General features: G+C 72.2%; 26 protein-coding genes. 17 read left to right on the top strand and 9 right to left on the bottom strand.

What is annotated here, in order from left to right:
- Positions 1 to 3 precede the first annotated feature (3 nt).
- The 4 genes from AB0B97_RS27855 to AB0B97_RS27870 are packed head-to-tail and all read right to left on the bottom strand — an operon-like array spanning position 4 to position 4,205.
- On the bottom strand, positions 4 to 1,209 hold the full coding sequence (locus tag AB0B97_RS27855; RefSeq protein WP_357497761.1) for an MFS transporter: 1,206 nt from the start codon (positions 1,207 to 1,209) through the stop codon (positions 4 to 6).
- 7 nt (positions 1,210 to 1,216) lie between these two features.
- Complete coding sequence (locus tag AB0B97_RS27860) at positions 1,217 to 1,726, bottom strand: aromatic-ring-hydroxylating dioxygenase subunit beta (RefSeq protein ID WP_357497763.1); 510 nt, start codon at positions 1,724 to 1,726, stop codon at positions 1,217 to 1,219.
- Positions 1,723 to 3,042: an aromatic ring-hydroxylating dioxygenase subunit alpha gene (locus AB0B97_RS27865; RefSeq protein ID WP_357497765.1), complete on the bottom strand. Its 1,320-nt coding sequence runs from the start codon at positions 3,040 to 3,042 to the stop codon at positions 1,723 to 1,725. The genes AB0B97_RS27860 and AB0B97_RS27865 overlap by 4 nt, the downstream gene beginning before the upstream one ends.
- Entirely contained in the window at positions 3,039 to 4,205 is a 1,167-nt protein-coding gene (locus tag AB0B97_RS27870) for a glycosyltransferase (protein ID WP_357497767.1), read from the bottom strand. Before AB0B97_RS27870 ends, AB0B97_RS27865 begins: the two co-directional genes overlap by 4 nt.
- A gap of 650 nt (positions 4,206 to 4,855) precedes the next feature.
- Here AB0B97_RS27870 and argC point away from each other — a divergent pair.
- The 8 genes from argC to argH are packed head-to-tail and all read left to right on the top strand — an operon-like array spanning position 4,856 to position 13,343.
- Positions 4,856 to 5,857 (top strand): N-acetyl-gamma-glutamyl-phosphate reductase, encoded by a 1,002-nt coding sequence (gene argC / locus AB0B97_RS27875; RefSeq protein ID WP_357497769.1) that lies wholly within the window; start codon positions 4,856 to 4,858, stop codon positions 5,855 to 5,857.
- A gap of 40 nt (positions 5,858 to 5,897) precedes the next feature.
- Positions 5,898 to 7,070: a bifunctional glutamate N-acetyltransferase/amino-acid acetyltransferase ArgJ gene (gene argJ / locus AB0B97_RS27880; RefSeq protein ID WP_357497771.1), complete on the top strand. Its 1,173-nt coding sequence runs from the start codon at positions 5,898 to 5,900 to the stop codon at positions 7,068 to 7,070.
- Positions 7,067 to 7,972: an acetylglutamate kinase gene (gene argB, locus AB0B97_RS27885; protein WP_357497773.1), complete on the top strand. Its 906-nt coding sequence runs from the start codon at positions 7,067 to 7,069 to the stop codon at positions 7,970 to 7,972. The genes argJ and argB overlap by 4 nt, the downstream gene beginning before the upstream one ends.
- Complete coding sequence (locus AB0B97_RS27890) at positions 7,969 to 9,219, top strand: acetylornithine transaminase (RefSeq protein WP_357497775.1); 1,251 nt, start codon at positions 7,969 to 7,971, stop codon at positions 9,217 to 9,219. Before argB ends, AB0B97_RS27890 begins: the two co-directional genes overlap by 4 nt.
- Positions 9,216 to 10,151, top strand: coding sequence for an ornithine carbamoyltransferase (gene argF, locus AB0B97_RS27895; protein ID WP_357497777.1), 936 nt, complete (start codon positions 9,216 to 9,218; stop codon positions 10,149 to 10,151). The genes AB0B97_RS27890 and argF overlap by 4 nt, the downstream gene beginning before the upstream one ends.
- Positions 10,148 to 10,663: an arginine repressor gene (locus AB0B97_RS27900; RefSeq protein ID WP_234588813.1), complete on the top strand. Its 516-nt coding sequence runs from the start codon at positions 10,148 to 10,150 to the stop codon at positions 10,661 to 10,663. The genes argF and AB0B97_RS27900 overlap by 4 nt, the downstream gene beginning before the upstream one ends.
- Positions 10,660 to 11,862, top strand: coding sequence for an argininosuccinate synthase (locus AB0B97_RS27905; RefSeq protein WP_357497779.1), 1,203 nt, complete (start codon positions 10,660 to 10,662; stop codon positions 11,860 to 11,862). Before AB0B97_RS27900 ends, AB0B97_RS27905 begins: the two co-directional genes overlap by 4 nt.
- 17 nt (positions 11,863 to 11,879) lie before the next feature.
- Entirely contained in the window at positions 11,880 to 13,343 is a 1,464-nt protein-coding gene (gene argH, locus AB0B97_RS27910) for an argininosuccinate lyase (protein WP_357497824.1), read from the top strand.
- Between the two features lie 43 nt (positions 13,344 to 13,386).
- Here the strand turns inward: argH and AB0B97_RS27915 are convergent, their stop codons facing one another.
- Complete coding sequence (locus AB0B97_RS27915; RefSeq protein ID WP_234588815.1) at positions 13,387 to 13,740, bottom strand: MmcQ/YjbR family DNA-binding protein; 354 nt, start codon at positions 13,738 to 13,740, stop codon at positions 13,387 to 13,389.
- A 193-nt stretch (positions 13,741 to 13,933) separates the two neighbouring features.
- Complete coding sequence (locus tag AB0B97_RS27920) at positions 13,934 to 14,407, bottom strand: DNA-binding protein (RefSeq protein ID WP_357497781.1); 474 nt, start codon at positions 14,405 to 14,407, stop codon at positions 13,934 to 13,936.
- A gap of 93 nt (positions 14,408 to 14,500) precedes the next feature.
- On the opposite strand from AB0B97_RS27920, the gene AB0B97_RS27925 reads away from it, so the two are divergent.
- The 5 genes from AB0B97_RS27925 to AB0B97_RS27945 all read left to right on the top strand — a co-directional run bounded on the left by AB0B97_RS27925 (position 14,501) and on the right by AB0B97_RS27945 (position 18,554).
- Complete coding sequence (locus AB0B97_RS27925) at positions 14,501 to 15,142, top strand: DNA-3-methyladenine glycosylase (RefSeq protein ID WP_357497783.1); 642 nt, start codon at positions 14,501 to 14,503, stop codon at positions 15,140 to 15,142.
- An 89-nt stretch (positions 15,143 to 15,231) separates the two neighbouring features.
- Positions 15,232 to 16,317 (top strand): exo-alpha-sialidase, encoded by a 1,086-nt coding sequence (locus AB0B97_RS27930; protein WP_357497785.1) that lies wholly within the window; start codon positions 15,232 to 15,234, stop codon positions 16,315 to 16,317.
- Positions 16,318 to 16,593 (top strand): ubiquitin-like small modifier protein 1, encoded by a 276-nt coding sequence (locus AB0B97_RS27935; protein WP_357497787.1) that lies wholly within the window; start codon positions 16,318 to 16,320, stop codon positions 16,591 to 16,593. It begins immediately after the preceding gene.
- A 123-nt stretch (positions 16,594 to 16,716) separates the two neighbouring features.
- Positions 16,717 to 17,859 carry an LLM class flavin-dependent oxidoreductase gene (locus AB0B97_RS27940; protein WP_357497789.1) on the top strand — a complete coding sequence of 381 codons (1,143 nt, stop codon included), beginning with the start codon at positions 16,717 to 16,719 and terminating at the stop codon, positions 17,857 to 17,859.
- Entirely contained in the window at positions 17,856 to 18,554 is a 699-nt protein-coding gene (locus AB0B97_RS27945; RefSeq protein ID WP_357497791.1) for an FMN reductase, read from the top strand. Before AB0B97_RS27940 ends, AB0B97_RS27945 begins: the two co-directional genes overlap by 4 nt.
- Here the strand turns inward: AB0B97_RS27945 and AB0B97_RS27950 are convergent.
- Positions 18,484 to 19,365 carry a universal stress protein gene (locus tag AB0B97_RS27950; protein ID WP_357497793.1) on the bottom strand — a complete coding sequence of 294 codons (882 nt, stop codon included), beginning with the start codon at positions 19,363 to 19,365 and terminating at the stop codon, positions 18,484 to 18,486. The genes AB0B97_RS27945 and AB0B97_RS27950 overlap by 71 nt on opposite strands.
- Positions 19,366 to 19,437: 72 nt before the next feature.
- Positions 19,438 to 20,334: a universal stress protein gene (locus AB0B97_RS27955; RefSeq protein ID WP_357497795.1), complete on the bottom strand. Its 897-nt coding sequence runs from the start codon at positions 20,332 to 20,334 to the stop codon at positions 19,438 to 19,440.
- A 159-nt stretch (positions 20,335 to 20,493) separates the two neighbouring features.
- On the opposite strand from AB0B97_RS27955, the gene AB0B97_RS27960 reads away from it, so the two are divergent.
- The 3 genes from AB0B97_RS27960 to AB0B97_RS27970 all read left to right on the top strand — a co-directional run bounded on the left by AB0B97_RS27960 (position 20,494) and on the right by AB0B97_RS27970 (position 23,116).
- Positions 20,494 to 20,994, top strand: a complete 501-nt coding sequence (locus AB0B97_RS27960; protein ID WP_234588824.1) for a GNAT family N-acetyltransferase — start codon at positions 20,494 to 20,496, stop codon at positions 20,992 to 20,994.
- Between the two features lie 9 nt (positions 20,995 to 21,003).
- A complete protein-coding gene (locus AB0B97_RS27965) occupies positions 21,004 to 21,645 on the top strand; it encodes a YgjV family protein (RefSeq protein WP_234588825.1) in 642 nt (213 codons plus the stop codon).
- Between the two features lie 127 nt (positions 21,646 to 21,772).
- Entirely contained in the window at positions 21,773 to 23,116 is a 1,344-nt protein-coding gene (locus tag AB0B97_RS27970; RefSeq protein WP_357497796.1) for a hemolysin family protein, read from the top strand.
- A gap of 96 nt (positions 23,117 to 23,212) precedes the next feature.
- Here the strand turns inward: AB0B97_RS27970 and AB0B97_RS27975 are convergent, their stop codons facing one another.
- Complete coding sequence (locus AB0B97_RS27975; RefSeq protein ID WP_234588831.1) at positions 23,213 to 23,596, bottom strand: PaaI family thioesterase; 384 nt, start codon at positions 23,594 to 23,596, stop codon at positions 23,213 to 23,215.
- Between the two features lie 106 nt (positions 23,597 to 23,702).
- Here AB0B97_RS27975 and tyrS point away from each other — a divergent pair, with 106 nt between their 5' ends.
- A complete protein-coding gene (gene tyrS, locus AB0B97_RS27980; RefSeq protein ID WP_357497826.1) occupies positions 23,703 to 24,995 on the top strand; it encodes a tyrosine--tRNA ligase in 1,293 nt (430 codons plus the stop codon).
- The last annotated feature ends 534 nt before the right edge of the window (positions 24,996 to 25,529 follow it).

Here is a 25,529-nt window from a genome sequence, read left to right on the forward strand (position 1 = left end):
CGATCAACTCCTTCGGCTGGGTGCAGCGGTGGTCAACGTGCATGACGCCACGAGGGCGACGACCAGCAGCGCGGCGCCGCTGGCGAAGGCGGCGGGAACACTCACCCGCTCGGCGACGAACCCCACGACGACCGGCCCGACCACGGCGCCGACGTCGGTGCACATCGAGAAGGCGGCGACGCCACTGCCGGCCCGGCCGGCGACGACGTCACCGACCAGCGCGGCAGGTGCGGCGTTGAGCAGCGCCGAGCCCGCCGCGTACACACAGAGCAGGGCGACGAGCCAGGCGTACCGGTCCACGAACACCAGGGCGGTGATCGCCGCCGCGGCCACACCGGTGCCGGCGATCATGGCGGGTCGGCGGCCGGCCCGGTCGACCACCCGGCCGGCCGGCACGATCAGCAGCGCCTGGACGGCGGCGGAGATGGTGAAGGCCCACCCGACCCACGCCACGTCACGCAGCCACGCCACCACCACCACAGGGACCAGCGCGCTGCGCAGCCCGAACAGGACCCACCCCTGCGCCAGCGCGGCGAGGCAGGCCACCAGGTAGCGCCGATCCCGCAACAGGACCGGCAGGTCGACCACCGTACGGCCGAGCGCCGCCCCGGTGCTCCGGCCGGTGTCGAGCACCGCCAGGGTCAGCACCGCGGCGCCCAGCAACAGCGCCGCGTACGCCACGAACGGCGTGGACAGGGCGACGAGCGCGAGGAGCCCGCCCAGCGCCGGTCCGCAGATCCCGCCGAGCAGGAAGCCCGCCTCGAACACGGCGCTGGCCCGGCCCCGCTGGTCGGGCGGCGCGACGGCCAGGAGCATCGCCAGCGCGGACACCGAGAACAGCACCGAGCCGGCGCCGCCGAGCGCGCGGAACACGAGTAGCTGCCCGTAGGACCCGGCGAACGCCGTCAGGGCCGAGGAGAGCGCACAGAGCAGCAGGCCGGCGACCAGGACCCGCCGCTCCCCGAACCGAACCGCCAGCCGGCCGCAGAACGGGCTGGTGGCCAGCCGCATCATCGCGAACAGGGCGACGAGTAGTCCGATCCGGGTGGGCCCGGCCCCGAACGTCGCCGCGTACACCGGAAGCACCGGGAGCACCAGCCCCAGGCCGAGCATGACGCACCCGCCGACGACGCTGAGGACGTAGACCTCGCGCGGGAGACCCGGTGGGGCGGCGACGGGTGGGGCGCTGCCGGTGCCGGCCGCCTTCACAGGCCGGTCACAGGATAATGCTGAGCTTTCCATGCTCGACCAACGTCTCGTGGTCGAGCACCACGACCCGTCTCCGGATCCGGAACGACTCCCCGTCGACGACGAGCGCGAACCGGTACTTCCCGACGTACACGTCGGAGCGCCGGTGCCCGAACCGGTGGACGACGACATTCGCCACCACGTCGAGGTGCGTGCCCCGATCGATCAGCACCTCCACGTTGCTGATCATCCGATGCGTCCGCGAGCGGGGGTTCTCGCACCACACCTCACCGGCGAGGAGCTGTTCGACCCGCTGGCGCAGCCGGGCGGCGTCGTCGTCGATGAGCCCGAGCGCGTCGGCCTCGTCGCGTATGTCGGTGGCGGGCACCGAGTAGCGGATGTCGTCGGTCAGCATCTCGTCGTACCACTCGAGCAGGCGCCACTCGTCGAGCAGCCGCGCCTCGCGGAAGAGGAACTGGCTCACCCGGTGCCACAACCGCACCTGGGCCGTGTCGTCGACAGTCAGCTCGATGGTCATCGCACCTCCACCCCTTGCCGCTCCGCCCGCTGAACGACCTCGGGGTGCTCGTCGTCGCCGTACATCAGCCGGTCCCACTGGCGCCAGAACTCACGGGCCGGAAGCTCGTCGGTCGTCTCCGGGACGGCCTTGTTCATGCCGCGGGACAGGTCCGAGTAGCGGACCGCACGGTTGAGATAGCCCCGCTGACACGATTCGATGATCTCGATATCGTCGGGGGTGGCGAAGCCGGCGGGGCCGAGGAACGTCAGGTAGTGACTCTTGCGGAGCGCCCGGATGTCCGGATCCTCGTCCTTGGGGGCCAGGGCGACCGAGGTGATGGCCATCTGGCCGGCGCCGATCGGGTCGATCTTGCGGATGGTGATCGCGATCGCGTCGATGATCATCAGGTTGGGGAAGATCAGCAGCGCGCGGTTGGTGCCGGTGATCCGCTCGGCGCGTTCGGCCCCGAACCGGTCGACGAACCGTGCGGCGGTCGCCTCGATCCGTGGCCGGACCTCGGCGCCGAACATCGGCGTCCAGTACGCGAGCGGGCGGGCCGCCGCCGGCGGTAGCTCGTTGGCGCCGTGGCCCCACCCGAGCGCGCGGCCGAAGCCGCCCCGACGTCGTGGCGGCACCGATCCCAGCGACTCCATGTAGCCGACGTAACGCTTGTGCAGGGCCCGGAAGTGGTAGATGTCGACGCTGTTCTCCATCATGAGTTTCCAGTTCGCCCGCGCCCCGTGCAGTTGCGCGCCCTGGATCACCTCCATCCCGACCTCGGACTGGTCGTCGATCAGATCGAGGTACTCCGTCGCGCCCGCCAGGTACTCGGTCAGGGTGCGCGGCTGCCGGGGGTCGAAGGTGACGAACACGAAGCCGCGGTAACCGTCGCTGCGGTGCTGCGCGAGGCCGAAGTCGGCCTTGCGGAAGCTCGGCCCGTACCCGTCCGGGATCGGAACCCCGACCAGGTCGCCCCGGTTGGAGAACGTCCAGTCGTGGTACGGGCACCGGAACGACCTGGCCCGCCCGGCCGGCTGCGAGCAGATCAGCGCCCCCCGGTGCGGGCAGCTGTTCGCGAACACCCGGATCACCCCGTCGGATCCGCGCGCCATGACCACCGGACGCCCGCCGACGTCACGCGCGACGTAGGAACCCGGCGCGGGAACCTCCGACTCGTGCCCGACGTACAACCAGCAACGGTCGAAGATCCTGGTCATCTCCCGTTCGGCCAGGTCGTCGTCGGTGTAGGCGCGGCGATCCACCCGGAACGAGAGGCGCTCGCGATCGTCGAGCACGATCGGGTCGCCCACCGGCCACCGCAGTTCGGTACTCACCGCACGTCCTCTCGCCGTAGCGTCCTGACCGTGCCGACGACAAGCTCCGCCGTCCGTACCGCGGAATCGCCGCACTCCGGCTGCGCGGCGCGCAGCCGCGCCCGGTAGTCCCGGGCCGGATCGAGCAGGTCGGTGACCGCGCCGGCGACCGCCTGCGCGGTGACACCGGCTGGCTCCAGCGCCGTCCCGAAGCCCGCCCTCTCCACGAAGTACGCCTGAATCGGCTGGTCCACGGCCAGCGGGATCACCAGCATCGGTGTCGCCGCCCGGATCGACTCCGCCACGGAGTTGTAACCGCCGTGGGTTACGAAGACGTCGGCGCGTTCCAGCACCGCACGTTGCGGCAGATATCCAGCGGTGAGCACGTCGTCGGGCAGGGCGAGTTCCGCGGCGAGATCGCCCACCGCGGCGATCACCTGCGCGCCGGTCGCCGCCGCGCCGGTGACGACCATGCGCAGCAGGTCCGGCCGCCGGTAGAAGATCGTGCCGAAGGACACGTACACCAGCGGTCGGTCGGGGTCGATCCGATCCAGCGCCGGGAAGTCGACCTCGTCGCCGCGCGTCCCCGCCGCACCCGGCAGTCCCACCAGCCGCACACCGTCGTCAGTGACCGCGTCGGCCCCGACGAGGGCGGGAATCGTCGGCATCAGATTGAGAATCGGTGAACGCGCCGAATGGGTCCGGGTCGACCACCCCACCCCGTGCCGGGTCAGATACTCGCCGACCTGCTCGTCGTACGCCCAGCGGCCCCGTCGGTGCTCGCGCGGGCACACTCCCCCCAGGTTTGCCCAGATCATTCCGTACGGGATTCCGGAAGCCTCGGTGCCGACCATGGCCGACGCGGTGACCGGCAGCGAGTCGACGAGCACGAAATCCGCTGCCGTCGCGCGCAGCGCTTCACTCGTCTGTTTTGCCACCGGTGACGCCTGGAGCATCGGGCCGATGTTCGCCGGATCGCCGCTCCACGGCGCCATCTCGACCTGCCCGATCAGGTGGACCCGCGCCGTGCCGAGGGCTTGGCGGCGTTGCTCGTCGAGCACGCCCCCGTCGGCGGACAGCAACAACAGCGTGACCTCGCTTCCGGCGGCTCGGAGGGCGTTGACCACCGGAACGTACGGGTTGAGATGACCATGCTGCGTCGTGGTGAGAAGGGCGACGCGCATCAGCTCTCCGATCCATCGGGAAACGGCCGCAATCCGCCGCGGGCGGACGATAAGAGCCCTGCGGAGTGAAGGGAGCCATCGATTTGCAAAGCCTGCCCGGCGACACGATCGATGTCAATGCCTAGTGACTGCTTATCGTCTTTGACCGACGACCGGCAATGGGTCTCTCCGAGGCTGCGGAATGTTTGTCACCTGAGCGTTTAAGGTGAGTCTGAGTGGTTGGAGTGGCCGGTCTGTTTTCGGCTGTTGTGGACGGTCGATTCCGAGGCTCAGCGTCGATGGTGGTAAATGCCTTATACGGCCGGAAAGGGTGAGAGGGGAAGTCGACGTGCAATCCGTGGCGACTACGGGAGCCTCCGCCCGTTCCGTTGCCGTTCCACGCCGGACCTGCTCGGTGTGCAGAGGGTGGGCGCCCAGGAGCGCGACCGGCTTGCGCCCGGCCCCACCAGGGGCTCGGGCGCCCGGTGCAGGCTCAACGTCTCGAATCCGGCCCAGAGCGCACCCCGGTGCGCCCGGTCCCGGCTCTGCCGGCGGCCCGAAGGAGCCGGAAGTAGGGGTCCCTCTGTTCATTAGCATGCACTACTCTGCATGAACTTGCACTCATGAGTCGTCCTTGTTAATCTTTCCTGCATAGTCATGCGGAGGTGAGTATGGGGATCCGAGTCGCGGTCGCCGGAGCGAGCGGGTACGCCGGAGGCGAGCTGCTGCGCCTGATCGCCGGGCACCCGGAGTTCGACCTGGTCGCCGCCACCGCGCACAGCCAGGCCGGGCACCGCGTCGACGTGGTCCACCCGCAGCTCACCGGGCTCGACCTGGTGCTCGGCGAGACCGACCCGTCGACCCTGGCCGACGCCGACCTGGTCTTCCTGGCGCTGCCGCACGGCCAGTCGGCGGCCCTCGCGGCCCAACTGCCGCCCGAGGTACGCATCGTCGACCTGGGCGCCGACCACCGGCTGGCCGACCCCTACGCCTGGGCGCAGTACTACGGCGGCACCCACGCCGGGCAGTGGACCTACGGGCTGCCCGAGCTGCCCGGCCAGCGGGAGCTGATCGCCAGCTCCACCCGGGTGGCGAACACCGGCTGCTACGCCGCCGCGATCACCCTGGCGCTCGCGCCGCTGATCGCCGACGGCGCGGCCAGCCCCGCCGACGTCGTGGTGGTCGCCGCCTCGGGCACGTCCGGCGCGGGCCGGGCGGCGAAGCCGCACCTGCTGGCCAGCGAGGTGCAGGGCGACCTGTCGCCGTACCGGGTCGGCACCCACCAGCACGTGCCCGAGATCAAGCAGGCGTCCGGGGCGACCGCTCTGTCGTTCACCCCGGTCCTCGCGCCGATGCCGCGCGGCATCCTGGCCACGGTCACCGCCGTGCCGGCGCGCGGCGTCGACCCGCAGCAGGTGCTGGCGCAGGCGTACGCGGACGCGCCGTTCGTGCACGTGCTGGCGGAGGGACGCTGGCCGCACACCGCCGCCACGCTGGGTTCCAACTCGTGTCACCTGCAGGCCACCGTCGACGTCGACTCGGGTCGCCTGATCGTGCTCAGCGCACTGGACAACCTCGGTAAGGGCGCGGCCGGCCAGGCCGTGCAGAACGCCAACCTGATGCTCGGCCTGCCGGAGACGACGGGCCTGTCGATCTGGGGAGTGAGCCCGTGAGCGCGAGGGGTGCAGCAGTCGCGACGGAAAGGCAGGCGCCGTGAGTGTCACGACCCCTCGGGGTTTCCGGGCGGCCGGGGTGGCCGCCGGTCTGAAGGCCAGCGGGGGCGCGGACGTCGCCCTGGTGGTCAACGACGGCCCGGACGCCGGTGTCGCCGGTGTCTTCACCACCAACCGGGTCAAGGCCGCTCCGGTGCGCTGGAGCCAGCAGGTCGTGCAGGGCGGTGTCGTCCGGGCGGTGGTGCTCAACTCCGGTGGCGCCAACGCCTGCACCGGCCCGGCCGGCTTCCAGGACACGCACGCCACGGCCGAGCACACCGCCTCCGCGTTGAGCGCGGTCAGCCCACGGTTGCTCCTGGGCGCCGGTGAGGTGGCGGTCTGCTCCACCGGCCTGATCGGTGAGCGGTTGCCGATGTCGAAGCTGCTGCCCGGGGTCCGTACGGCCATCCGAGGTCTGTCGCGCGACGGCGGTCCGGCGGCCGCCGAAGCGATCATGACGACCGACACCCGGCCGAAGACCACTGTGGCGCGGGGCAGCGGTTGGACGGTAGGCGGGATGGCCAAGGGCGCCGGGATGCTCGCGCCGGGGATGGCCACCATGCTCTGCGTGCTCACCACCGACGCGGTGGCCGGGCCGGCGGCACTTGACGAGGCGCTGCGCGCGGCCACCCGGGTGACCTTCGACCGGGTCGACTCCGACGGTTGCATGTCCACCAACGACACGGTGCTGCTGCTGTCCAGTGGCGCGAGCGGCATCGAGCCCACCCCGGCCGAGCTGGCCGCCGCGGTCACGACGGCCTGCCACGACCTCGCCCAGCAGCTCATCGCCGACGCCGAGGGCGCCACCAAGCAGGTCGCCATCGACGTGGTCGGCGCCGCCGACGAGGACGACGCGGTCGAGGTCGGCCGCTCGGTGGCCCGCAACAACCTGGTCAAGACCGCGCTGTTCGGCAACGACCCCAACTGGGGCCGGATCCTCGCCGCCGTGGGCACCACCGCCGCCGCGTTCGAGCCGGACGAGGTGGACGTCGCGGTCAACGGAGTGTGGGTGTGCCGGGGTGGCGCCGCCGCCGAGGACCGCTCGAAGGTCGACCTCACCGGGCGGGACGTGACGATCCGCATCGATCTGCACGCCGGTGACGCGGTGGCGACGATCTGGACCAACGACCTGTCCCACGCGTACGTGCACGAGAACTCGGCGTACTCAACATGAGTCTCAGCGGTGATCTCACCCGCGCCCAGGTCAAGGCGGAGACGCTGATCGAGGCGTTGCCCTGGTTGGCGCGGTTCTCCGGCTCCACCGTGGTGGTCAAGTACGGCGGCAACGCCATGACCGAGCCGGCGCTGCAACGGGCGTTCGCGGCCGACATGGTGTTCCTGCGCTACGCCGGTCTCAAGCCCGTCGTGGTGCACGGCGGCGGTCCGCAGATCTCGGCCATGCTGGGCCGGCTCGGCATCGCCAGCGAGTTCCGGGGCGGCCTGCGGGTGACGACCGCCGAGGCGATGGACGTGGTCCGGATGGTGCTGGTCGGGCAGGTGGGCCGGGAGCTGGTCGGGTTGATCAACTCGCACGGTCCGTTCGCCGTCGGGCTCTCCGGCGAGGACGCGCGGCTGTTCACGGCGGTGCGCCGCCCGGCGTACGTGGACGGGCTGCCGGTCGACGTCGGGCAGGTCGGCGACGTCGAGTCGGTGGACGTGTCCGCGGTGACCGACCTCATCGACGCCGGCCGGATCCCGGTGATCTCCACTGTCGCGCCGGACGCGGACGGGGTCCTGCACAACCTCAACGCGGACACCGCCGCCGCCGCCCTCGCCGTCGCGTTGCGGGCCCGCAAGCTGGTTGTGCTCACCGACGTGGCCGGCCTGTACGCGGACTGGCCGGACACCACCAGCCTGGTCTCCGAGATCACCGCGGACGACCTGGCGAAGCTGCTGCCCAGTCTCGAGTCGGGGATGGTGCCCAAGATGGAGGCCTGTCTGCGGGCGGTGCGCGGGGGTGTGCCCGCCGCGCACGTCGTCGACGGCCGGGTGGCGCACTCCACGCTGCTGGAGGTCTTCACCTCGGAAGGGTTCGGAACGATGGTGGTGCTTCAGGACGGGATGGTCGGGGCATGAGCAGTCTGGCGCAACGGTGGACGCAGTCCATGATGGACAACTACGGCACGCCGCCGCTGGCGCTGGTCTCCGGCGCGGGCGCCGTGGTGGTCGACGACACGGGCCGCGAATACCTGGACCTGGTCGGCGGGATCGCGGTCAACGCCCTCGGTCACGCCCACCCGGCGGTGGTGGCTGCGGTGTCCCGGCAGGTCGCGACGCTCGGGCACGTCTCCAACCTCTACATCGCCGAGCCGCCGGTCGCCCTCGCGGAGCTGCTGCTGGCGCTCGCCGGCCGGCCCGGCCGGGTCTTCTTCGCCAACTCCGGCGCGGAGGCGAACGAGGCCGCGTTCAAGCTGTCCCGGCGCACCGGGCGCAGCCACGTGGTCGCCACCAACGGGGCCTTTCACGGTCGCACCATGGGTGCCCTCGCGCTGACCGGTCAGCCCGCCAAGGCCGACCCGTTCCGGCCGCTGCCCGGCGAGGTGACCCACGTCGACTTCGGCGACGTCGCCGCCCTCGAGGAGGCGGTCACCGACGCCACCGCCATGGTCATCCTGGAGCCCATCCAGGGCGAGAACGGTGTGGTCGTCCCGCCGGCCGGCTACCTGTCGGCAGCGCGGCGGATCGCCGACCGGCACGGCGCGCTGCTGGTGCTCGACGAGGTGCAGACCGGCATCGGCCGCACCGGGCACTGGTTCGCCCACCAGGCCGAGGGCGTGGAGCCCGATGTGGTGACCCTGGCCAAGGGGTTGGGTGGCGGGCTGCCGCTCGGTGCGACGCTGGCCTTCGGCCGTGCCGCCGACCTGCTCACCCCCGGCTCGCACGGCACCACCTTCGGCGGCAACCCGGTGAGCTGTGCCGCCGCGCTCGCCGTGGTGGCCACGATCGCCAACGAGGGGTTGCTGGACCACGTCAAGCGCGTCGGCGAACGGCTGCGTCGGGGCGTCGAGGCGCTGGGCCATCCGCTGGTCGACGGCGTACGCGGGGCCGGGCTGCTGCTCGGCGTGACCCTCACCGCGCCGGTGGGGCCGGTGCTCGCCGAGAGGCTGCGCGACGCCGGTTTCCTGGTCAACGCGGTGCAGCCGGGGGTACTCCGGCTCGCTCCGCCGCTGATCCTCACCGCCGACCAGGTCGACGCCTTCCTCGCCGCGCTCCCGGCGGCCCTGGACGCGACGGCCGCCGGCAGCGACCGGACGCCGGCCAGCACGACGACGCCGGCCACCTCCACGACGCCGACCACCACCACGACGGGAACGACCGCATGATCCGGCATTTTCTGCGCGACGACGACCTCTCGCCCGCCGAGCAGTCCAGCGTGCTCGACCTGGCGGCGCGGATGAAGGCCGACCGCTTCGGCCACCAGCCGCTGGCTGGCCCCCGCTCGGTGGCGGTGCTGTTCGACAAGCAGAGCCTGCGGACCCGGATCTCGTTCGACGCCGGCATCGCCGAGCTGGGCGGGCATCCCCTGGTCGTGGACACCCAGGTCACCCACTTCGGGCGGGGCGAGACGCTCGCCGACGCGGGCCGGGTGCTGTCGCGCTACGTCGCGGCGATCGTCCTGCGCACGCACGGCGACGACCGGATCGCCGAGGTGGCGAGCGGCGCGAGCGTCCCGGTGATCAACGCGCTCACCGACGGTTTCCACCCCTGCCAGCTGCTGGCCGACCTGCTCACCATCTCCGAGCGGTGCGGTGGCACGGCCGGCCGCACCCTCACCTACGTGGGCGACGGCGCCAACAACATGGCGCAGTCGTACCTGCTGGCCGGTGCGACGGCCGGGATGCACGTGCGGATCGCCGGCCCGGCCGGGTTCGCGCCGGACGAGGCGGTGGTGCGGCAGGCCGCCGGGATCGCCGCCGGCACAGGCGGCTCGGTACGGGTGCTGACCGACCCGGCCCAGGCGGTCCGCGACGCCGACGTGCTGGCCACCGACACGTGGACGTCGATGGGCCAGGAGGCCGACGGACTGGACCGGGTCACCCCGTTCCTGCCGTACCAGGTCAACAAGGAGCTGCTCGGCCAGGCCGCACAGGACGCGATAGTGCTGCACTGCCTGCCCGCCCACCGGGGTGAGGAGATCACCGACGAGGTGCTGGACGGCCCGCAGAGCGCGGTCTTCGACCAGGCGGAGAACCGGCTGCACGCCCAGAAGGCGCTGCTGACGTTCCTGCTCGCGGCGTCCGGGACGACGCGATGACCGCCCCGCTGACCCGCGCCGCCCGGCACGCCCGGATCGTGGAGCTGATCCGGGACCGGCCCGTGCGCTCGCAGACCGAGCTGGCCGACCTGCTCGCCGCCGACGGCGTCGGGGTCACCCAGGCCACCCTCTCGCGCGATCTGGAGGAGCTGGGCGCGGTGAAGGTGCGCGGCGGTGACGGCCCGGCCGTCTACCTGATCCCCGAGGACGGAAAGCGGCCGCTGCGCGATGCCGAGGCGGCGCCGGCCCGGCTGGTGCGGTTGCTGCGCGAACTGCTCAACGGGGTGGACGCCAGCGGCAACATCGCCGTGCTGCGCACCCCGCCGGGCGCGGCCCAGTACCTGGCCAGCGCGTTGGACCGGGCGGGCCTGCCCGAGATCGTCGGCACCATCGCCGGCGACGACACCATCCTCGTCGTGGCCCGCGAGGCCGTCGGTGGGGCCGCGCTCGGTGACAAGCTCGCCGGCTGGGCCCGCCGGGACGACACCGTTGAAGGGAACACCACGTCATGACCGAGCGGGTCGTCCTCGCGTACTCCGGGGGGTTGGACACCTCCGTGGCGATTCCCTATCTGGCCGAGCAGACCGGCGCCGAGGTGATCGCGGTGGCGGTCGACGTCGGGCAGGGCGGTGAGGACCTCGACGCGATCCGGCAGCGCGCCCTGGACTGCGGCGCCGCCGAGTCCGAGGTCGTCGACGCGCGCGACGAGTTCGCCGCGGACTACTGCGTGCCGGCGATCCGGGCGAACGCCCTCTACATGGACCGCTACCCGCTGGTGTCGGCGCTGTCCCGGCCGCTGATCGTCAAGCACCTGGTGGCGGCCGCGCGCAAGCACGGCGGGACGATCGTGTCGCACGGCTGCACCGGCAAGGGCAACGACCAGGTCCGGTTCGAGGTGGGCCTGGGCGCGCTCGCCCCCGAGCTGAAGATCATCGCCCCGGCCCGCGACTTCGCCTGGACGCGGGACAAGGCGATCGCGTTCGCCGAGGAGAAGGGGCTGCCGATCGACGTGTCGGCGAAGTCCCCGTACTCGATCGACCAGAACCTGTGGGGCCGCGCGGTGGAGACGGGTTTCCTGGAGGACATCTGGAACGCCCCGATCGAGGACCTCTACTCGTACACCGCCGACCCGGCGGAGCCCCGCGACGCCGACGAAATCGTGATCACCTTCGACGGCGGCGTGCCGGTGGCGATCGACGGTGAGACAGTCACCCCGTACCAGGCGATCCTGGAGCTGAACCGGCGCGCGGGCGCCCAGGGCGTGGGCCGGCTCGACATGGTCGAGGACCGCCTCGTGGGCATCAAGAGCCGCGAGGTGTACGAGGCGCCCGGCGCGATCGCGCTGATCACCGCCCATCAGGAGCTGGAGGCGGTGACCGTCGAGCGGGACCTGGCCCGGTTCAAGAAGAGCGTGGACCAGCGCTGGGGTGAGCTGGTGTACGACGGCCTGTGGTTCTCGCCGTTGAAGGACTCGTTGGACGCGTTCATCGACGACGCGCAGCGGCACGTCAGCGGCGAGGTGCGGCTGACCCTGCACGGCGGCCGGGCCACCGTCACCGGCCGGCGCTCCGAGGAGGGCCTGTACGACTTCGGGCTGGCCACCTACGACACCGGCGACACCTTCGACCAGACCCTCGCGAAGGGCTTCGTGCAGCTGTGGGGCCTTCCGAGTCGGATGTCCGCGGCCCGCGACGCCCGGCTGGGTGGCTGACGACCATGGGGACCACAATGGGCGGCGTGGACGACAAGAGCCTCACCGAGAACAGCGCCGGCACCAACCGGACGAGCCTGTGGGGTGGCCGGTTCGCCGGCGGCCCCGCGGAGGCGCTCGCCCGACTGTCGGTGAGCGTGCAGTTCGACTGGCGCCTGGCCCCGTACGACATCGCTGGTTCCCGGGCGCACGCCCGGGTCCTGGCCGGCGCCGGCCTGCTCGACCCGGAGGAGCTGGGCCGGATCCTGGCGGCCCTGGACGACCTGGAGGCGGCCTGCGCCTCGGGGGCGTTCCGGCCCACGGTCGACGACGAGGACGTGCACACCGCGCTGGAGCGGGGCCTGTTGGAGCGCCTGGGCAGCCTCGGCGGCAAGCTGCGCGCCGGCCGGTCCCGCAACGACCAGGTCGCCACGGACCTGCGGCTCTACCTGCGCGACCACGCGCGGGGGGTGGCCAGTCGCCTCGTCGAGCTGGCCGAGGCGTTGGTCGAGCAGGCCGAGCGGCACATCGACACCGCCGCGCCCGGCATGACCCACCTGCAGCACGCCCAGCCGGTCACCTTCGGGCACTGGCTGCTCGCCCACGTGCAGCCGCTGCTGCGGGACCTGGAGCGGCTGCGCGACTGGGACCATCGGGCGGCGATCAGCCCGCTCGGCGCGGGCGCGCTCGCCGGGTCCGGGCTTCCGTTGGACCCGGTGGCGGTGGCCAAGGAGCTGGGCTTCCGCACCTCGTTCGCCAACTCGATGGACGCGGTCGCCGACCGGGACTTCGTGGCGGAGTTCCTGTTCACCACCGCGCTGATCGGGGTGCACCTGTCCCGTCTCGGCGAGGAGGTGGTGCTCTGGACCTCGCACGAGTTCGGTTGGGTGGAGCTGGACGACGCCTTCGCGACCGGTTCGTCGATCATGCCGCAGAAGAAGAACGCGGACATCGCCGAGCTGGCCCGGGGCAAGTCCGGGCGGCTGGTCGGCGGCCTGATGACGGTGCTGACCATGCTCAAGGGCCTGCCGATGACGTACGACCGGGACATGCAGGAGGACAAGGAGCCCGCGTTCGACGCGGTCGACACCCTGGAGCTGCTGCTGCCGGCCCTGGCGGGGATGATCTCCACGATGACGGTCCGGGTGGACCGTCTCGTCGCCGCCGCCCCGGTCGGCTTCTCCCTCGCGACCGAGGTCGCCGACTGGCTGGTCCGGCGCAACGTGCCGTTCCGCGACGCGCACGAGATCACCGGCCGGCTGGTGGCGCTCTGCGCGGCCCGCGAGTGCGAGTTGGAGGACGTCTCCGACGCCGACCTGGCCGCGGTCAGCGAACACCTCGACCCGTCGGTGCGCGACGTGCTGTCGGTGCGGTCGGCGCTCGCGGCCCGGACCACCCCCGGCTCGACCGGCCCCGGCCCGGTCGCCGACCAGCTCGCCGCCGCGGCGGACCGGCTGGCCGGCTGGCGGGACTGGGCCACCGAGCGGGTCGTACCCCGCTGAGGTCGCCGTGGCGTCGGCGCCAGCCGCCGGCGCCACTGTCGGTTCAGGCCGTCGGGCGCTCCCGCTTGGGGAGCTTCGCCACCACCATGTCGTACGACGCGTCGACCGCCTCGGTCAGCTCGTCGCCGTCGATCCCGCCGTCGAGGCGCAGCGTGTTCCAGCCGGACCGGCCGATGTAGGCCATCGGGCGGGCGTCGTCGGGATGGCGGTGCAGCCACTCGTCGGCGATCTCCCGGGTCTGGCCGCACTTGATGCCGACAGTGGGTTTTCCGTCGCCGTTGCCGAGGAACGCGAAGATCCGGCTGCCCACCTTCACCACCTCGTCGCCCTCCCACGGCCGGTCCAGCCACGCTCCCGGCTTCGCCAGGCAGTACGTCAGCATCTCCGCGCGGTCCATGGGTGCCTCCTCGTCGTGCGCACAGTCTGCCCGCCCGGCCGCCCGCAGGCACGCCCTCGCCGATCTTGCACTTTCGGTCACCGAATCGTGAGGTACGCCCCTTATGCCGCGACAGAAAGTGCAAGATCGCGGGGTGGTTGCCGATCGACGGGGCGCGACGGTGTTGTCGTGGTTCGGTTGCGCGTCGCGGTCATTACTTCGCTGTTCGGGCGCGATCTGGTGATTCGGGCGCCTCGTGCGGGTTGGGTGTCGGCTCAGCGGAGCGGGCGGCCACCCGTTCGTAGCGTTGGCGGGCGGCCTGCGCGCTGCCCAGTCCCAGCCCGTACGCGATGGACTGCCAGGTCAACCCCCGGTCGCGGGCCAGCGTCAGCAGCCCGGCCTCCAGGGCGTCCAGCTCGGCGCGCACGTGCGGCAGCAGGGTCAGCGCGGCGGTGAGGTCGGCGGCGTCCACCGGTTCCTCGGTGGGCTCCCGATCCGCACCGCCGGCGGCGAGGGCGGTGACCAGGGCCACCGCCTCCCACGGGTCCAGCACGTACGGGTGGGCCCAGCGTCCCCGCCGGGCATCGGAGCCCGCGTGGCGTTCGCTGATGCGTTGCAGCGCCTCGTGGGTGCGGTGGGCGCGGGCCCGGGCCGGGTCGGGCGCGCTGAACAGCTCCTCGGTCGTCATGCTCCGAGCACACCCCATCAACGCGACATTGTCAACAGATTGTTGAAGCTCGGCGACGGGATGACCAGGATGTGGCCTGGGTACCGTTCGGGCATGGACGTCCTTCCGGATGATCACGCCGCCAACCCGGACCTCGGCGCGCTCGCGGACCTGCTCGCGGGTCCACTGCTGCCGGCCGCGCGGGGCCTGCTGGGCTGCCGGCTGTCCGCCGGCGGGGTCACCGTCCGGATCACCGAGGTCGAGGCGTACGCCGGCACGGCAGGTGACCCGGCCTCGCACGCCCACCGGGGCCGCACCGCGCGCAACGTCGTGATGTTCGGGCCGGCCGGGCACGCCTACGTCTACTTCACCTACGGCATGCACTGGTGCATGAACGTGGTCACCGGGTTCGAGGGGGAGGCCGCCGCCGTGCTGCTGCGCGCCGGTGAGGTGGTCGAGGGCCTGGACGCCGCGCGGGCCCGCCGGCCGGCGGTACGGCGGGACGTGGACCTGGCCCGGGGCCCGGCCCGGCTCTGCGCCACGCTCGGCATCGACCGCGCGGCGTACGGCGCGTACCTGCTCGGCGACGGCCCGGTCCGGTTGCGTCCGCCGGTCCGGCCGGTGCCGGCCGAGGCGGTGGTGGCGGGACCCCGGGTCGGCGTGACCGGCGCGCACGATCTGCCCTGGCGGTTCTGGCTCGACGGTGATCCGACGGTCAGCGCGTACCGGCGCCACGTGCCCCGCGTCCGGCGCTGAGGGCGGCTCCCGGCGTGTGGCCGTCAGGGTCTGTCGGGGGATGTGGCCATAATCACCCCATCTGCCCACCGACGGCTCGGAGGACCTCCATGGCAACGCTGCTCGCGATCGGCACCGCGAAGGGGTTGTTCCTCGCCACCAGCACCGACGATCGGCGCACCTGGGAGGTCAGCGGCCCGCACCACCCGCGGACGAGCGTCTACGCGGTGGCGATCGACACCCGCCCCGGCACCCCGCGGCTGCTCGCCGGGGTGACGAGCTCACACTTCGGCCCCAGCGTCGCGACAAGCGACGACCTCGGCGCGTCCTGGGACGAGCCCGACCACGCGCCTGTCGCGTTCCCGGCCGACACCGGCGCGAGCCTGGGGCGGGTCTGGCAGCTCACGCCGGGCGGCGCCGACGAGCCGGGCGTGGTCTGGGCCGGCACCGAGCCCTCGGCGCTGTTCCGCTCCACCGACGGTGGCCGCAGCTTCGAGCTGGTCCGCGCCCTCTGGGACCACCCGCACCGCCCGCACTGGCAGGCCGGGTTCGGTGGCCAGGCGGTGCACACGGTGCTGCCCCACCCGCGCGACCCGGCCCGGATGCTGGTCGCCATGTCCACCGGCGGCGTCTACCGTTCGCAGGACGCCGGGGCGAGCTGGGCCCCGGGCAACGTGGGCATCCGCGCCGCCGGCCTGGCCGACGAGTGGCCGGAGTTCGGCCAGTGCGTGCACAAGGTCGCGCGGGACGCCGGCAACCCCGAGCGGCTGTACGCGCAGAACCACTTCGGTGTCTACCGCTCCGACGACGACGGCCGCACCTGGTCGTCGATCGCCGACGGGCTGCCCAGCGACTTCGGCTTCCCGATGGTGTCGCACCCCGGGCGGCCCGGCATGGTGTGGACATTCCCGCTGGTGGCCGACGTCGAGCGGCACCCGACCGACCACCGCTGCCGGGTGTACCGCTCCGCCGACGCCGGTGACAAGTGGGAGCCGCTGTCGGTGGGCCTGCCCGAGGGCCCGTTCTATCCGGCGGTGCTGCGCGACGCGATGTGCGCCGACGACGCCACACCGGGAGGCGTCTACTTCGGCACCCGCTCCGGCGAGGTCTACGCCAGCCGGGACGAGGGCGACTCCTGGTCGCAGGTGGCCGCGCACCTGCCCGACGTGCTGTGCGTCCGGGCGGCGGTGGTCTGAGTGGTCACCGTGCTGTTGCCCGGCCCGCTGCGCGGCGAGGCCGGCGGCGCCAGCCGGCTCAGTGTCGACGCCTGCGGCACGCTGGGCGCGGTCCTCGACGAGCTCGCCGCCGATCATCCGCGGCTGGCTCGGCGGATCCGCGACGAGCGCGGCGAGCTGCGCCGGTACGTCAACGTCTACGTCGACGGGGAGGACTGCCGGCACTCCGGCGGGCTGGCCACACCGGTCGGCGAGGGCGCCCAGGTGCAGGTGCTTCCCTCGGTCGCCGGGGGCTGATTCCCGCGCGTGACCGGCGCCACTGCCAGGCCGGCCGCCGACGGAATAGTTGACTCGTCAAATAAGTTGTGAGCTGCGTCCGGGTACCACGACGGCATCCGGTTGACACGCGAGGAGCTGGTCATGCAGTTCGGAATCTTTACCGTTGGCGACGTCACCGTCGATCCGACCACCGGTCGGGAGCCGACCGAGCATGAGCGGATCAAGGCGATGGTCGCCATCGCCCTCAAGGCCGAAGAGGTCGGGCTGGACGTCTTCGCCACCGGTGAGCACCACAACCCGCCGTTCGTCCCCTCGTCGCCGACGACGATGCTCGGCTACATCGCGGCCCGCACCGAACGGCTGCTGCTGTCCACCGCCACCACGCTGATCACCACCAACGACCCGGTGAAGATCGCCGAGGACTACGCGATGCTCCAGCACCTGTCCGACGGCCGGGTGGACCTGATGATGGGTCGCGGCAACACCGGCCCGGTGTACCCGTGGTTCGGCAAGGACATCCGCGCCGGCATCCCCCTCGCGATCGAGAACTACGACCTGCTGCACCGGCTGTGGCGCGAGGACGTGGTCGACTGGAAGGGCAAGTACCGCACCCCGCTGCAGTCCTTCACCTCGACGCCCCGCCCGCTCGACGGCGTGCCGCCGTTCGTCTGGCACGGCTCGATCCGCAGCCCCGAGATCGCCGAGCAGGCCGCGTACTACGGCGACGGTTTCTTCGCCAACCACATCTTCTGGCCCAAGGAGCACACCCAGCGGATGGTCGGGCTCTACCGCCAGCGGTACGCGCACTACGGCCACGGCACCGCCGACCAGGCCATCGTCGGCCTGGGCGGCCAGGTGTTCATGCGGCGCAACTCGCAGGACGCGGTCCGGGAGTTCCGGCCGTACTTCGACAACGCCCCGGTCTACGGGCACGGGCCGTCGCTGGAGGAGTTCACCCGGGAGACCCCGCTGACCGTGGGCAGCCCGCAGCAGGTCATCGACCGCACGCTCGGCTTCCGCGAGTACGTCGGTGACTACCAGCGGCAGCTGTTCCTGATGGACCACGCGGGCCTGCCCCTCAAGACGGTGCTGGAGCAGCTCGACCTGCTCGGCGAGGAGGTCGTGCCGGTGCTGCGCAAGGAGTTCGCCGCCCTGCGCCCGGCGCACGTGCCGGACGCGCCCACGCACGCCTCGCTCGTCGCCGCCGCCGGTGGCGCGAAGGACAGCACCGTGCACGCCGTCGACGACGTGACGGGCAAGGCGCCGGAGGGGGCGACCCGATGACCCGCCGTACGCTCGCCGTGGTCTCGGCGGGGCTGAGTCAGCCCTCGTCCACCCGACTGCTCGCCGACCAGCTCGCCGGGGCGACCCGCGACGAGCTGGTCCGGCGGGGCGCCGAGGTGGAGTTGCGGGTGGTCGACCTGCGCGAGTACGCCCACGACGTGGTGAACAACATGCTCACCGGGTTCCCGCCGGCCGCGCTGCGCGAGGCCATCGACGCGGTGACCGGTGCGGACGGCATCATCGCCGTCACGCCGATCTTCAACGCGTCGTACAACGGGCTGTTCAAGTCCTTCTTCGACGTGCTGGAGGCCGAGTCGCTCGTCGACCGGCCGGTGCTCATCGGGGCCACCGGCGGCACCGCCCGGCACTCCCTCGCCCTGGAGCACGCCCTGCGCCCGATGTTCAGCTACCTGCGGGCGGTGGTGGTCCCGACGTCGGTCTTCGCCGCCCCGGAGGACTGGTCCGGTGGCACCGTCGACGGCGCCCTGCGCGGCCGCATCCGTCGCGCCGCAGGCGAGCTGGCCGACCAGGTCGAGTGCCGGCTGCCCGCCAGCGGCCCCGCCGACCCGTTCGCCCTCACCACCGATTTCCTGCAGATGCTCGGCGGGGGCGACGACGCTCCGGTCACCTCGGCGGGTCGTACGGATGCGCGACCAGCACCGGGCAGCGCGCGTGCTGAATCGCAGCCTGGCTGACCGAGCCGAGCAGCAGACCGGTGAACCCGTGCCGGCCCCGGGTGCCCACGACCAGCAGCGACGCGGTGTCGCTCGCCTCGATGAGCCCCTGGGCCGCGCCGGCCGCCCGGATCGGATGCTCCCGCACCACCAGATCGGGGTGCTCGGCCCGGACGGCCGCGGACGCCTCGGCCAACAGCCGCACCGCCTCCGCCTGGTACGCGGCCTGCGCCTCGTCGACCTCGTCCGGCAGCGGCCGGCCCCCGTCCAGCGGGCTGACATGCACGAGCACCAGCGGGACGTCTCGTAGCGCCGCCTCGGTGGCGCCGTAGCCCACGGCCAGCCGGGACGATTCGGACCCGTCCACGCCGACCAGCACCGGCGCGTCCGCGTCGATCGGCTGCTCGTCCGGTCGGATCACCAGGACCGGGCAGTGCGCGTGCGCGGCCACCTGCGCGCCGACCGAACCGAGCAGCAGACCCGTGAACCCGCCCAGACCGCGGCTGCCCACCACGACGAGATCCGCCCGTCGTGACTCCTCGACCATCGTCGCGCCGGGGCCGCCGGCGACCTGACGGGCCTCGACGTCGAGGCCGGGCCACCTGTCGACCAGGTCGGCCGCCGTCTTCTCCAACATCTGGCGCGACTCCTCGGTGGGCGCCGGCACCCCGAGGTCGTACGGGTTGAGGGGCACGCCGTAGCCGAGCGGGTGCAGGTAACCGTGCACCAGGAGCAGCGGCCGGGAGCGGAGCAGGGCGGCGCGGGCCCCGTGCTCCGCGGCGACGAGGCTGGACGGCGATCCGTCCACACCCACCACGACAGGTCGGTTCATCGGCTCTCCCAGGGTCGGTCGACTCATTGTCTGCGGCGCGGGGCCGGCGGTGGCGCCGAACGCGCCAGCCGGTCAGTGCCCGCCTTCCTCGGGGTGGTGCCGGACGATCGCGAGCGGACCGTGCGACTGGTGCAGGACCGCGTGGCTCACCGAGCCGAGCAGCATGCCGGCCAGGGTGCCCCGGCCGTGCCCGCCGACCACGGTGAGCTGGGCGGTGGCCGATTCGCGGACCAGCACCGACGCCGCCGCGCCGTACGCCACGTGGTGCCGCACCGGCACGTCCGGGTACCGCTGCGACCACCCCGCGAGGGACTCGGCGAGCACCCGCTCCTCGTCTTCGGCAAGCGTCTCGACGCCGTACGCCAGCGGCAGGATGTCGCCCGGCATGGTGGGGGTGGGGGTGATCCAGGCGTGTACGGCCACGAGTTCGGCGCCTCGCAGCGAGGCCTCCTCGAAGGCGAAGCCCAGCGTCTGCGCGGACAGGTCCGAACCGTCGACGCCGACCACCACCGGCCCGTCGGCCCGGACCTCGCCCTTGACGACCAGCACCGGGCAGTCCACGCGGGCGCAGACCTGCACGGCCACCGAGCCCATCAGCAGCTCCGCGAAGCCATCGAGTCCCCGGCTGCCGAGCACCAGCAGCGCCGCGTCCCGGGATTCGCGCAGCAGGACCGGCGTGGCAGGGCCGTCGACGACCGCGGCGGTGACGGCGAGGTCGGAGGCGGTCTTGTGGGCCTCGGTCACGGCGTCGGCGACGATCTGTTCGGCCTGCTCGCGAAGTCCGGCGTCGAGCACCGGGCCCTGCACGGGAATCAGCGGCATGTCGTAGAGCGGCCAGACGAACGCGTGCACCACTCGCAGTGGGCGGCCGCGGGTGGCGGCCTCGCGGGCGGCGACCCGCACCGCGTCCAGCGCCGTCGTCGAACCGTCCACCGCCACCACCACGGGGGCACCAGATCTGATGGTCATCACGTCCTCCTTCGTCCGTCTTCATCCTCATCCGGCGGCATCCGCGGGATCAGAGGCGGACGGCGGCCGCCGGGGGGCCGTTGGGCCCGTCCATCCGGCCTCTGGCCCCCACGGCGCGGGGGTCGCGACACTGTCGCAGTCGCTGCGTACCCTCGCCGGATGACCTCCGACGTGCGGCTGCGGCCGGTCCACGAGGACGACCTCGTGGAGTTCTTCCTGCACCAGCAGGACCCCGAGGCCAACCGGATGGCCGCGTTCGGCCCCAAGGACCCGTCCGACCACCGCGAGTTCGCCCGGCACTGGGCCCGGGTGCTCACCAACCCGGCGAACCGGGTCCGCACCGTCGAGGCCGACGGCGAGGTGGTCGGCTACGTCAGCGCCTTCCCGGTCGACGACCAGACCGAGGTCAGCTACTGGATCGACCCGGCCCGCTGGGGCCGGGGCCACGCCACCGCGGCCCTCGCCGCCCTGCTGCGCGAGCTGCCCCGGCCGGTGCACGCCCGCGCCGCCAAGGACAACGCCGCCTCCCTCGCGGTGCTGCGCAAGTGCGGGTTCGTGGTGGTCGGCGAGGATTCGGGGTACGCCAACGGCCGCGGCGCCGAGGTGCAGGAGTGGCTGCTGGAGCTGCCCGCCGACGCCCCTGACCTGGGCGGGCACTAGTCTCGCGGGGTGAACTGGTTGGATCTGGTCGGCTGGGCCGGCTCCGCGGTGCTGGTGTGGTCGCTGTTGCAGTCGCGCATCCTGCGGCTGCGCGCGCTCAACCTCGTCGGCTGCGTCGTGCTGATCGGCTACAACGCCGCTCTCGAGGTCTGGCCCATGGTGGGGCTCAACATCGTCCTCGCGGTGATCAACATCTGGTACCTGCGGGGGATGCTCGCGACCCGCCACGACGAGCAGACCTACCAGGTGGTGGAGGTCGGCGTCGGCGACCAGTTCCTGGCGCACACGCTGCGGATCCACGCACCGGACATCGCCCGGTTCAACCCCGACTTCCACTGGGATCCGGCCGCCGCCGACCGGTCGGCCTTCCTCGTGGTCACCGCTGACGAGGTGGTCGGGGTGGTGCTGTCGCACGCCGAGGCGCGCGGGGTCGCCCAGATCGACCTGGACTACGTGACCCCGAAGTTCCGCGACTTCACCCCCGGCGAGTTCGTCTACCGACGCAGCCGCCTCTTCACCGAGCGGGGCTTCCACCGGGTGGTCAGCCCGCCGGGCATGGTCGCTCCCTACTACCACCGGCTCGGCTTCCGCCCCCAGGGCGACTCGTACGTCCTCGACCTGCCCGCGTCACCGGCCACCGATTCCGCGTAGCGTCACCCGAGCAGGATTCGGCCAAGGCCGCACGGGGCACAGAAGCGCGTACGCCGGGCGGGCTCACCGACCGGCGGGCGCCGTGCGTACTCGCCGGTGCCACCACCTCCGAGGGAGCGAACCGGGCGTGCAGAGCTACGGGAGCCAACTGGCCCTGGTCGGGATCCTGGTCGTCATCAACGCGCTCTTCGCCGGCAGTGAGATGGCGCTGGTGTCGCTGCGGGACAGCCAGATCCAGCGGTTGGAGCGCACCAGCCGGGCGGGGCGGGTGCTGGCCCGGCTCGCCAAGGACCCGAACCGCTTCCTGGCCACCATCCAGATCGGCATCACCCTCGCCGGCTTCCTGGCCTCCGCCGCCGCGGCCGTCTCCCTGGCCAAGCCCCTCGTCCCGCTGCTCGGGATGTTCGGGAGCGCCGCCGAGACGGTGGCGATCGTGGTGGTGACCCTCGCGCTGACCTTCGTCACCCTCGTCTTCGGCGAGCTGGCCCCCAAGCGGATCGCCATGCAGTCCGCCGAGCGGTGGGCACTGCTGGTGGCCCGCCCGCTCGACCTGCTCGCCAGTCTCACCCGCCCGGCCGTCTGGGCCCTCGGCGCCACCAGCGACCTGGTCGTACGCCTGTTCGGGCTCAACCCGAAGCACCAGCCGGAGGAGATCGGCCCGGACGAGCTGCGCGACATCGTCGCCGGCAACCACGGCTTCACCAAGGAGCAGCGCACGATCATCGCGGGCGCCGTGGAGATCGCCGACCGGCGGTTGCGGGCTGTGCTCGTACCCCGGTTGCAGGTGTTCACGCTCGACAGCGGGACCACCGCGGAGGCCGCGCGGCTCGTGCTGGCCGCCACCGGGCACTCCCGGGCGCCGGTGGTGCGCCACGGCGGCCTGGACGACACCGCCGGTGTGATCCACCTGCGTGACCTGGTCGGCGTGCCCGACGACCGGCCGGTCGACGAGATCGCCCGCCCGCCGATGCTGCTGCCCGACTCGCTGCCGGTCGTGGACGCGTTGCGCCAGTTCAAGGCCGAGCGGCAGCACATCGCGCTGGTCGTGGACGAGCGCGGCGCGGTCGACGGCATCGTGACGCTGGAGGACATCCTGGAGGAGATCGTCGGGGAGATCTACGACGAGACCGACCGGGACGGCTACTCGGTGCGTCGCGAGCCGGACGGCGCGGTGGTGCTGCCCGGCACGTTCCCGGTGCACGACCTTCCGGACATCGGCGTCGAGCTGCCCTCGCGCCCGGCCGGTGACTACACCACAGTCGCCGGGCTGGTGCTGGCCCGCCTCGGGCACATCCCCACCGTCGCCGGGGAGGACGTCACCCTGGACGGCTGGGTGCTGACGGTGGCCGGCATCGACCACCGGGCCATCACCGAGGTACGCGTGAGCCGGGTCCCCGCCGAGGACGGCGACGACAACGGTGACGACGCCGACCAGTCGATCGAGCCGTTGCTGGACGAGGCCCGCAGCTGAGCACCCGTCGGGCGAGCGAGCGCACCACGCCGCCCGCCGCGCAGGCCGTGGGGTCGGCGTGGTGATCGCCGGGGTCGCCGCGGCCGGGCCCGACGGTCAGTCGCGGGACAGGTTCTGCAGCCGGACCTGACCCCGGGCGACCAACCGCTCGTCGGCGTCGCTGATCTCCACCTGCCAGAGCTGCTGGCTGCGACCCCGGTGCACCGGGGTGCCGACCGCCCGCAGCTCGCCGTCCCGGACGGCCCGCAGGAAGTCGGTCTGGTTCGACACGCCGACCACCGTGCCCCGGTCGGCCAGCCAGAGCGACCCCCCGACGCTGGCCGCGGTCTCCACCACCGAGCAGTACACCCCGCCGTGCTGGATGCCGAACGGCTGGTGCAGCTCCGGGCGGACCTGCCAGCTGATGACGACCCGGTCGGCGGTCGCCTCCTCGAACTTCAGGCCGAGCAGGGCGACGAAACCACCCGTCAGATCCGGCATCTCCACGGCGAAACCCTCCTCGATCAACGGGGCGCAAGCCTAACCGGAGCGGGTTGCGCCAAACCCGGTACGGGTCGGTGCCGGCGATGGGGGAGAATCGGTGACCGTGACCGACAGCAGCCTCCCGCCGCCGACGCGGTACTCCCTGACCGACGACCTGCTCTGGCGTGGCCTGATCCAGGACTCGACAGGCCTCGACGAGCTGCGCGAGCTGCTCGACGGCGGGGAGGCCACCACCTATTACGTGGGCTTCGACCCCACCGCGCAGAGCCTGCACGTCGGCTCGCTCATGCAGGTCACCACTGCCCGCCGTCTGCAACTCGCGGGTCACCGCCCGTTGCTCCTGGTGGGCGGGGCGACCGGGCAGATCGGCGACCCGAAGGAGAGCGCCGAGCGGACGCTCAACCCGCCTGAGGTGATCGCCGGCTGGGTCGAGCGGATCCGCGAGCAGCTCGCGCCCTTCGTGTCGTACACGGGTGAGAACGCGGCGCAGCTGGTCAACAACCTGGACTGGACCGGCGAGATGTCAGTCGTCGAGTTCCTCCGCGACGTGGGCAAGCACTTCCCGGTCAACAAGATGCTCGCCCGGGAGGTGGTGCGCGCGCGGCTGGAGACGGGGATCAGCTTCACCGAGTTCAGCTACCAGCTGCTGCAGGCCAACGACTTCTTCGAGCTGCACCGCCGGCACGGCTGCCAACTTCAGTTCGGTGGGTCCGACCAGTGGGGCAACATCACCGCCGGCGTCGACTACGTCCGGCGCCGGGGTGCGGGGCCGGTCCAGGCGTTCACCACGCCGCTGGTCACCAAGGCCGACGGCACGAAGTTCGGCAAGACCGAGGGCGGCGCCGTCTGGCTCGATCCCACCCTGACCAGCCCGTACGCCTTCTACCAGTTCTGGCTCAACGTCGACGATCGGGAGGTCGACCGCTACCTGCGGTACTTCAGCTTCCGCTCCCGCGACGAGCTGGAGGAGCTGGCGAAGGCGACGGCCGAGCGGCCGGCGGCCCGGTTGGCCCAGCGGGCGCTGGCCGAGGAGCTGACCACCCTGGTGCACGGCCCCGAAGAGACCCGGCAGGCGATCGCCGCCAGCCAGGCGCTGTTCGGGCGCGGTTCGCTGGACGATCTGGCCCCGGAGACCCTGCGCGCGGCGCTGACCGAGGCCGGTCTGGTGCGGATCCCTGGCGAGCTGCCGGACGTGGCGGGCCTCTTGCGGGACTCCGGGCTGGTGACGGGGCTCAAGGAGGCACGGCGCGTGATCGCCGAGGGCGGCGCCTACGTGAACAACAACCGGGTGACCGAGGTGGACGCCACGGTGTCCACGGACGACCTGCTGCACGGTCGATACCTGGTGCTGCGCCGGGGAAAGCGGTCGTTCGCAGGCGTTGAGCTGGGCGAATAGTCGGTTGTCGACGATGTGACGGGGGACGCGTCCGGCTGATTTGACGATCATCGGGCCGGACGCGTAACTTTCTCTCTGCCAGCGCGGAACGGACGAAACAGGCGAAAGCCTGAAGCGGCCGGAGCGCGGCGACGACCTCGGGGTCGGGCTGGTTCGCCGGCCGGATCCCGCCGGGTGGTGCCCACGGAAACGCCGCGAGGCGGATTTGGTGCGGCGGAACCGACCGGGTAAGGTAGTCAGCCGGCAGGGAAACGGGCGAGCAAGCGGGAAACCGCTGCGGCCGGCCTGCCACCACCGTGACGAGAGCGGCGCAAGCCGGTCGAGACATGGTGCCCGCAACACGGCAGAAAGCACGACGAACCGCGAAACACCGGTTTGACACGGCAGAAACCAGCGGGTAACGTAGTAAAAGTGCCTGGCGCTGGAAAGCGCTGAGCACCGGAACGAAAAGCCCCGGGATGGTGGCCCACTGGTTGGGTCTTCGGATCGGTGTGTGGTTGTTCTTTGAGAACTCAACAGGGTGCTTGTAAAGCC

Origin of the sequence: Micromonospora sp. NPDC049004 (assembly GCF_040649315.1) — a bacterium.
Lineage (GTDB): Bacteria > Actinomycetota > Actinomycetes > Mycobacteriales > Micromonosporaceae > Micromonospora.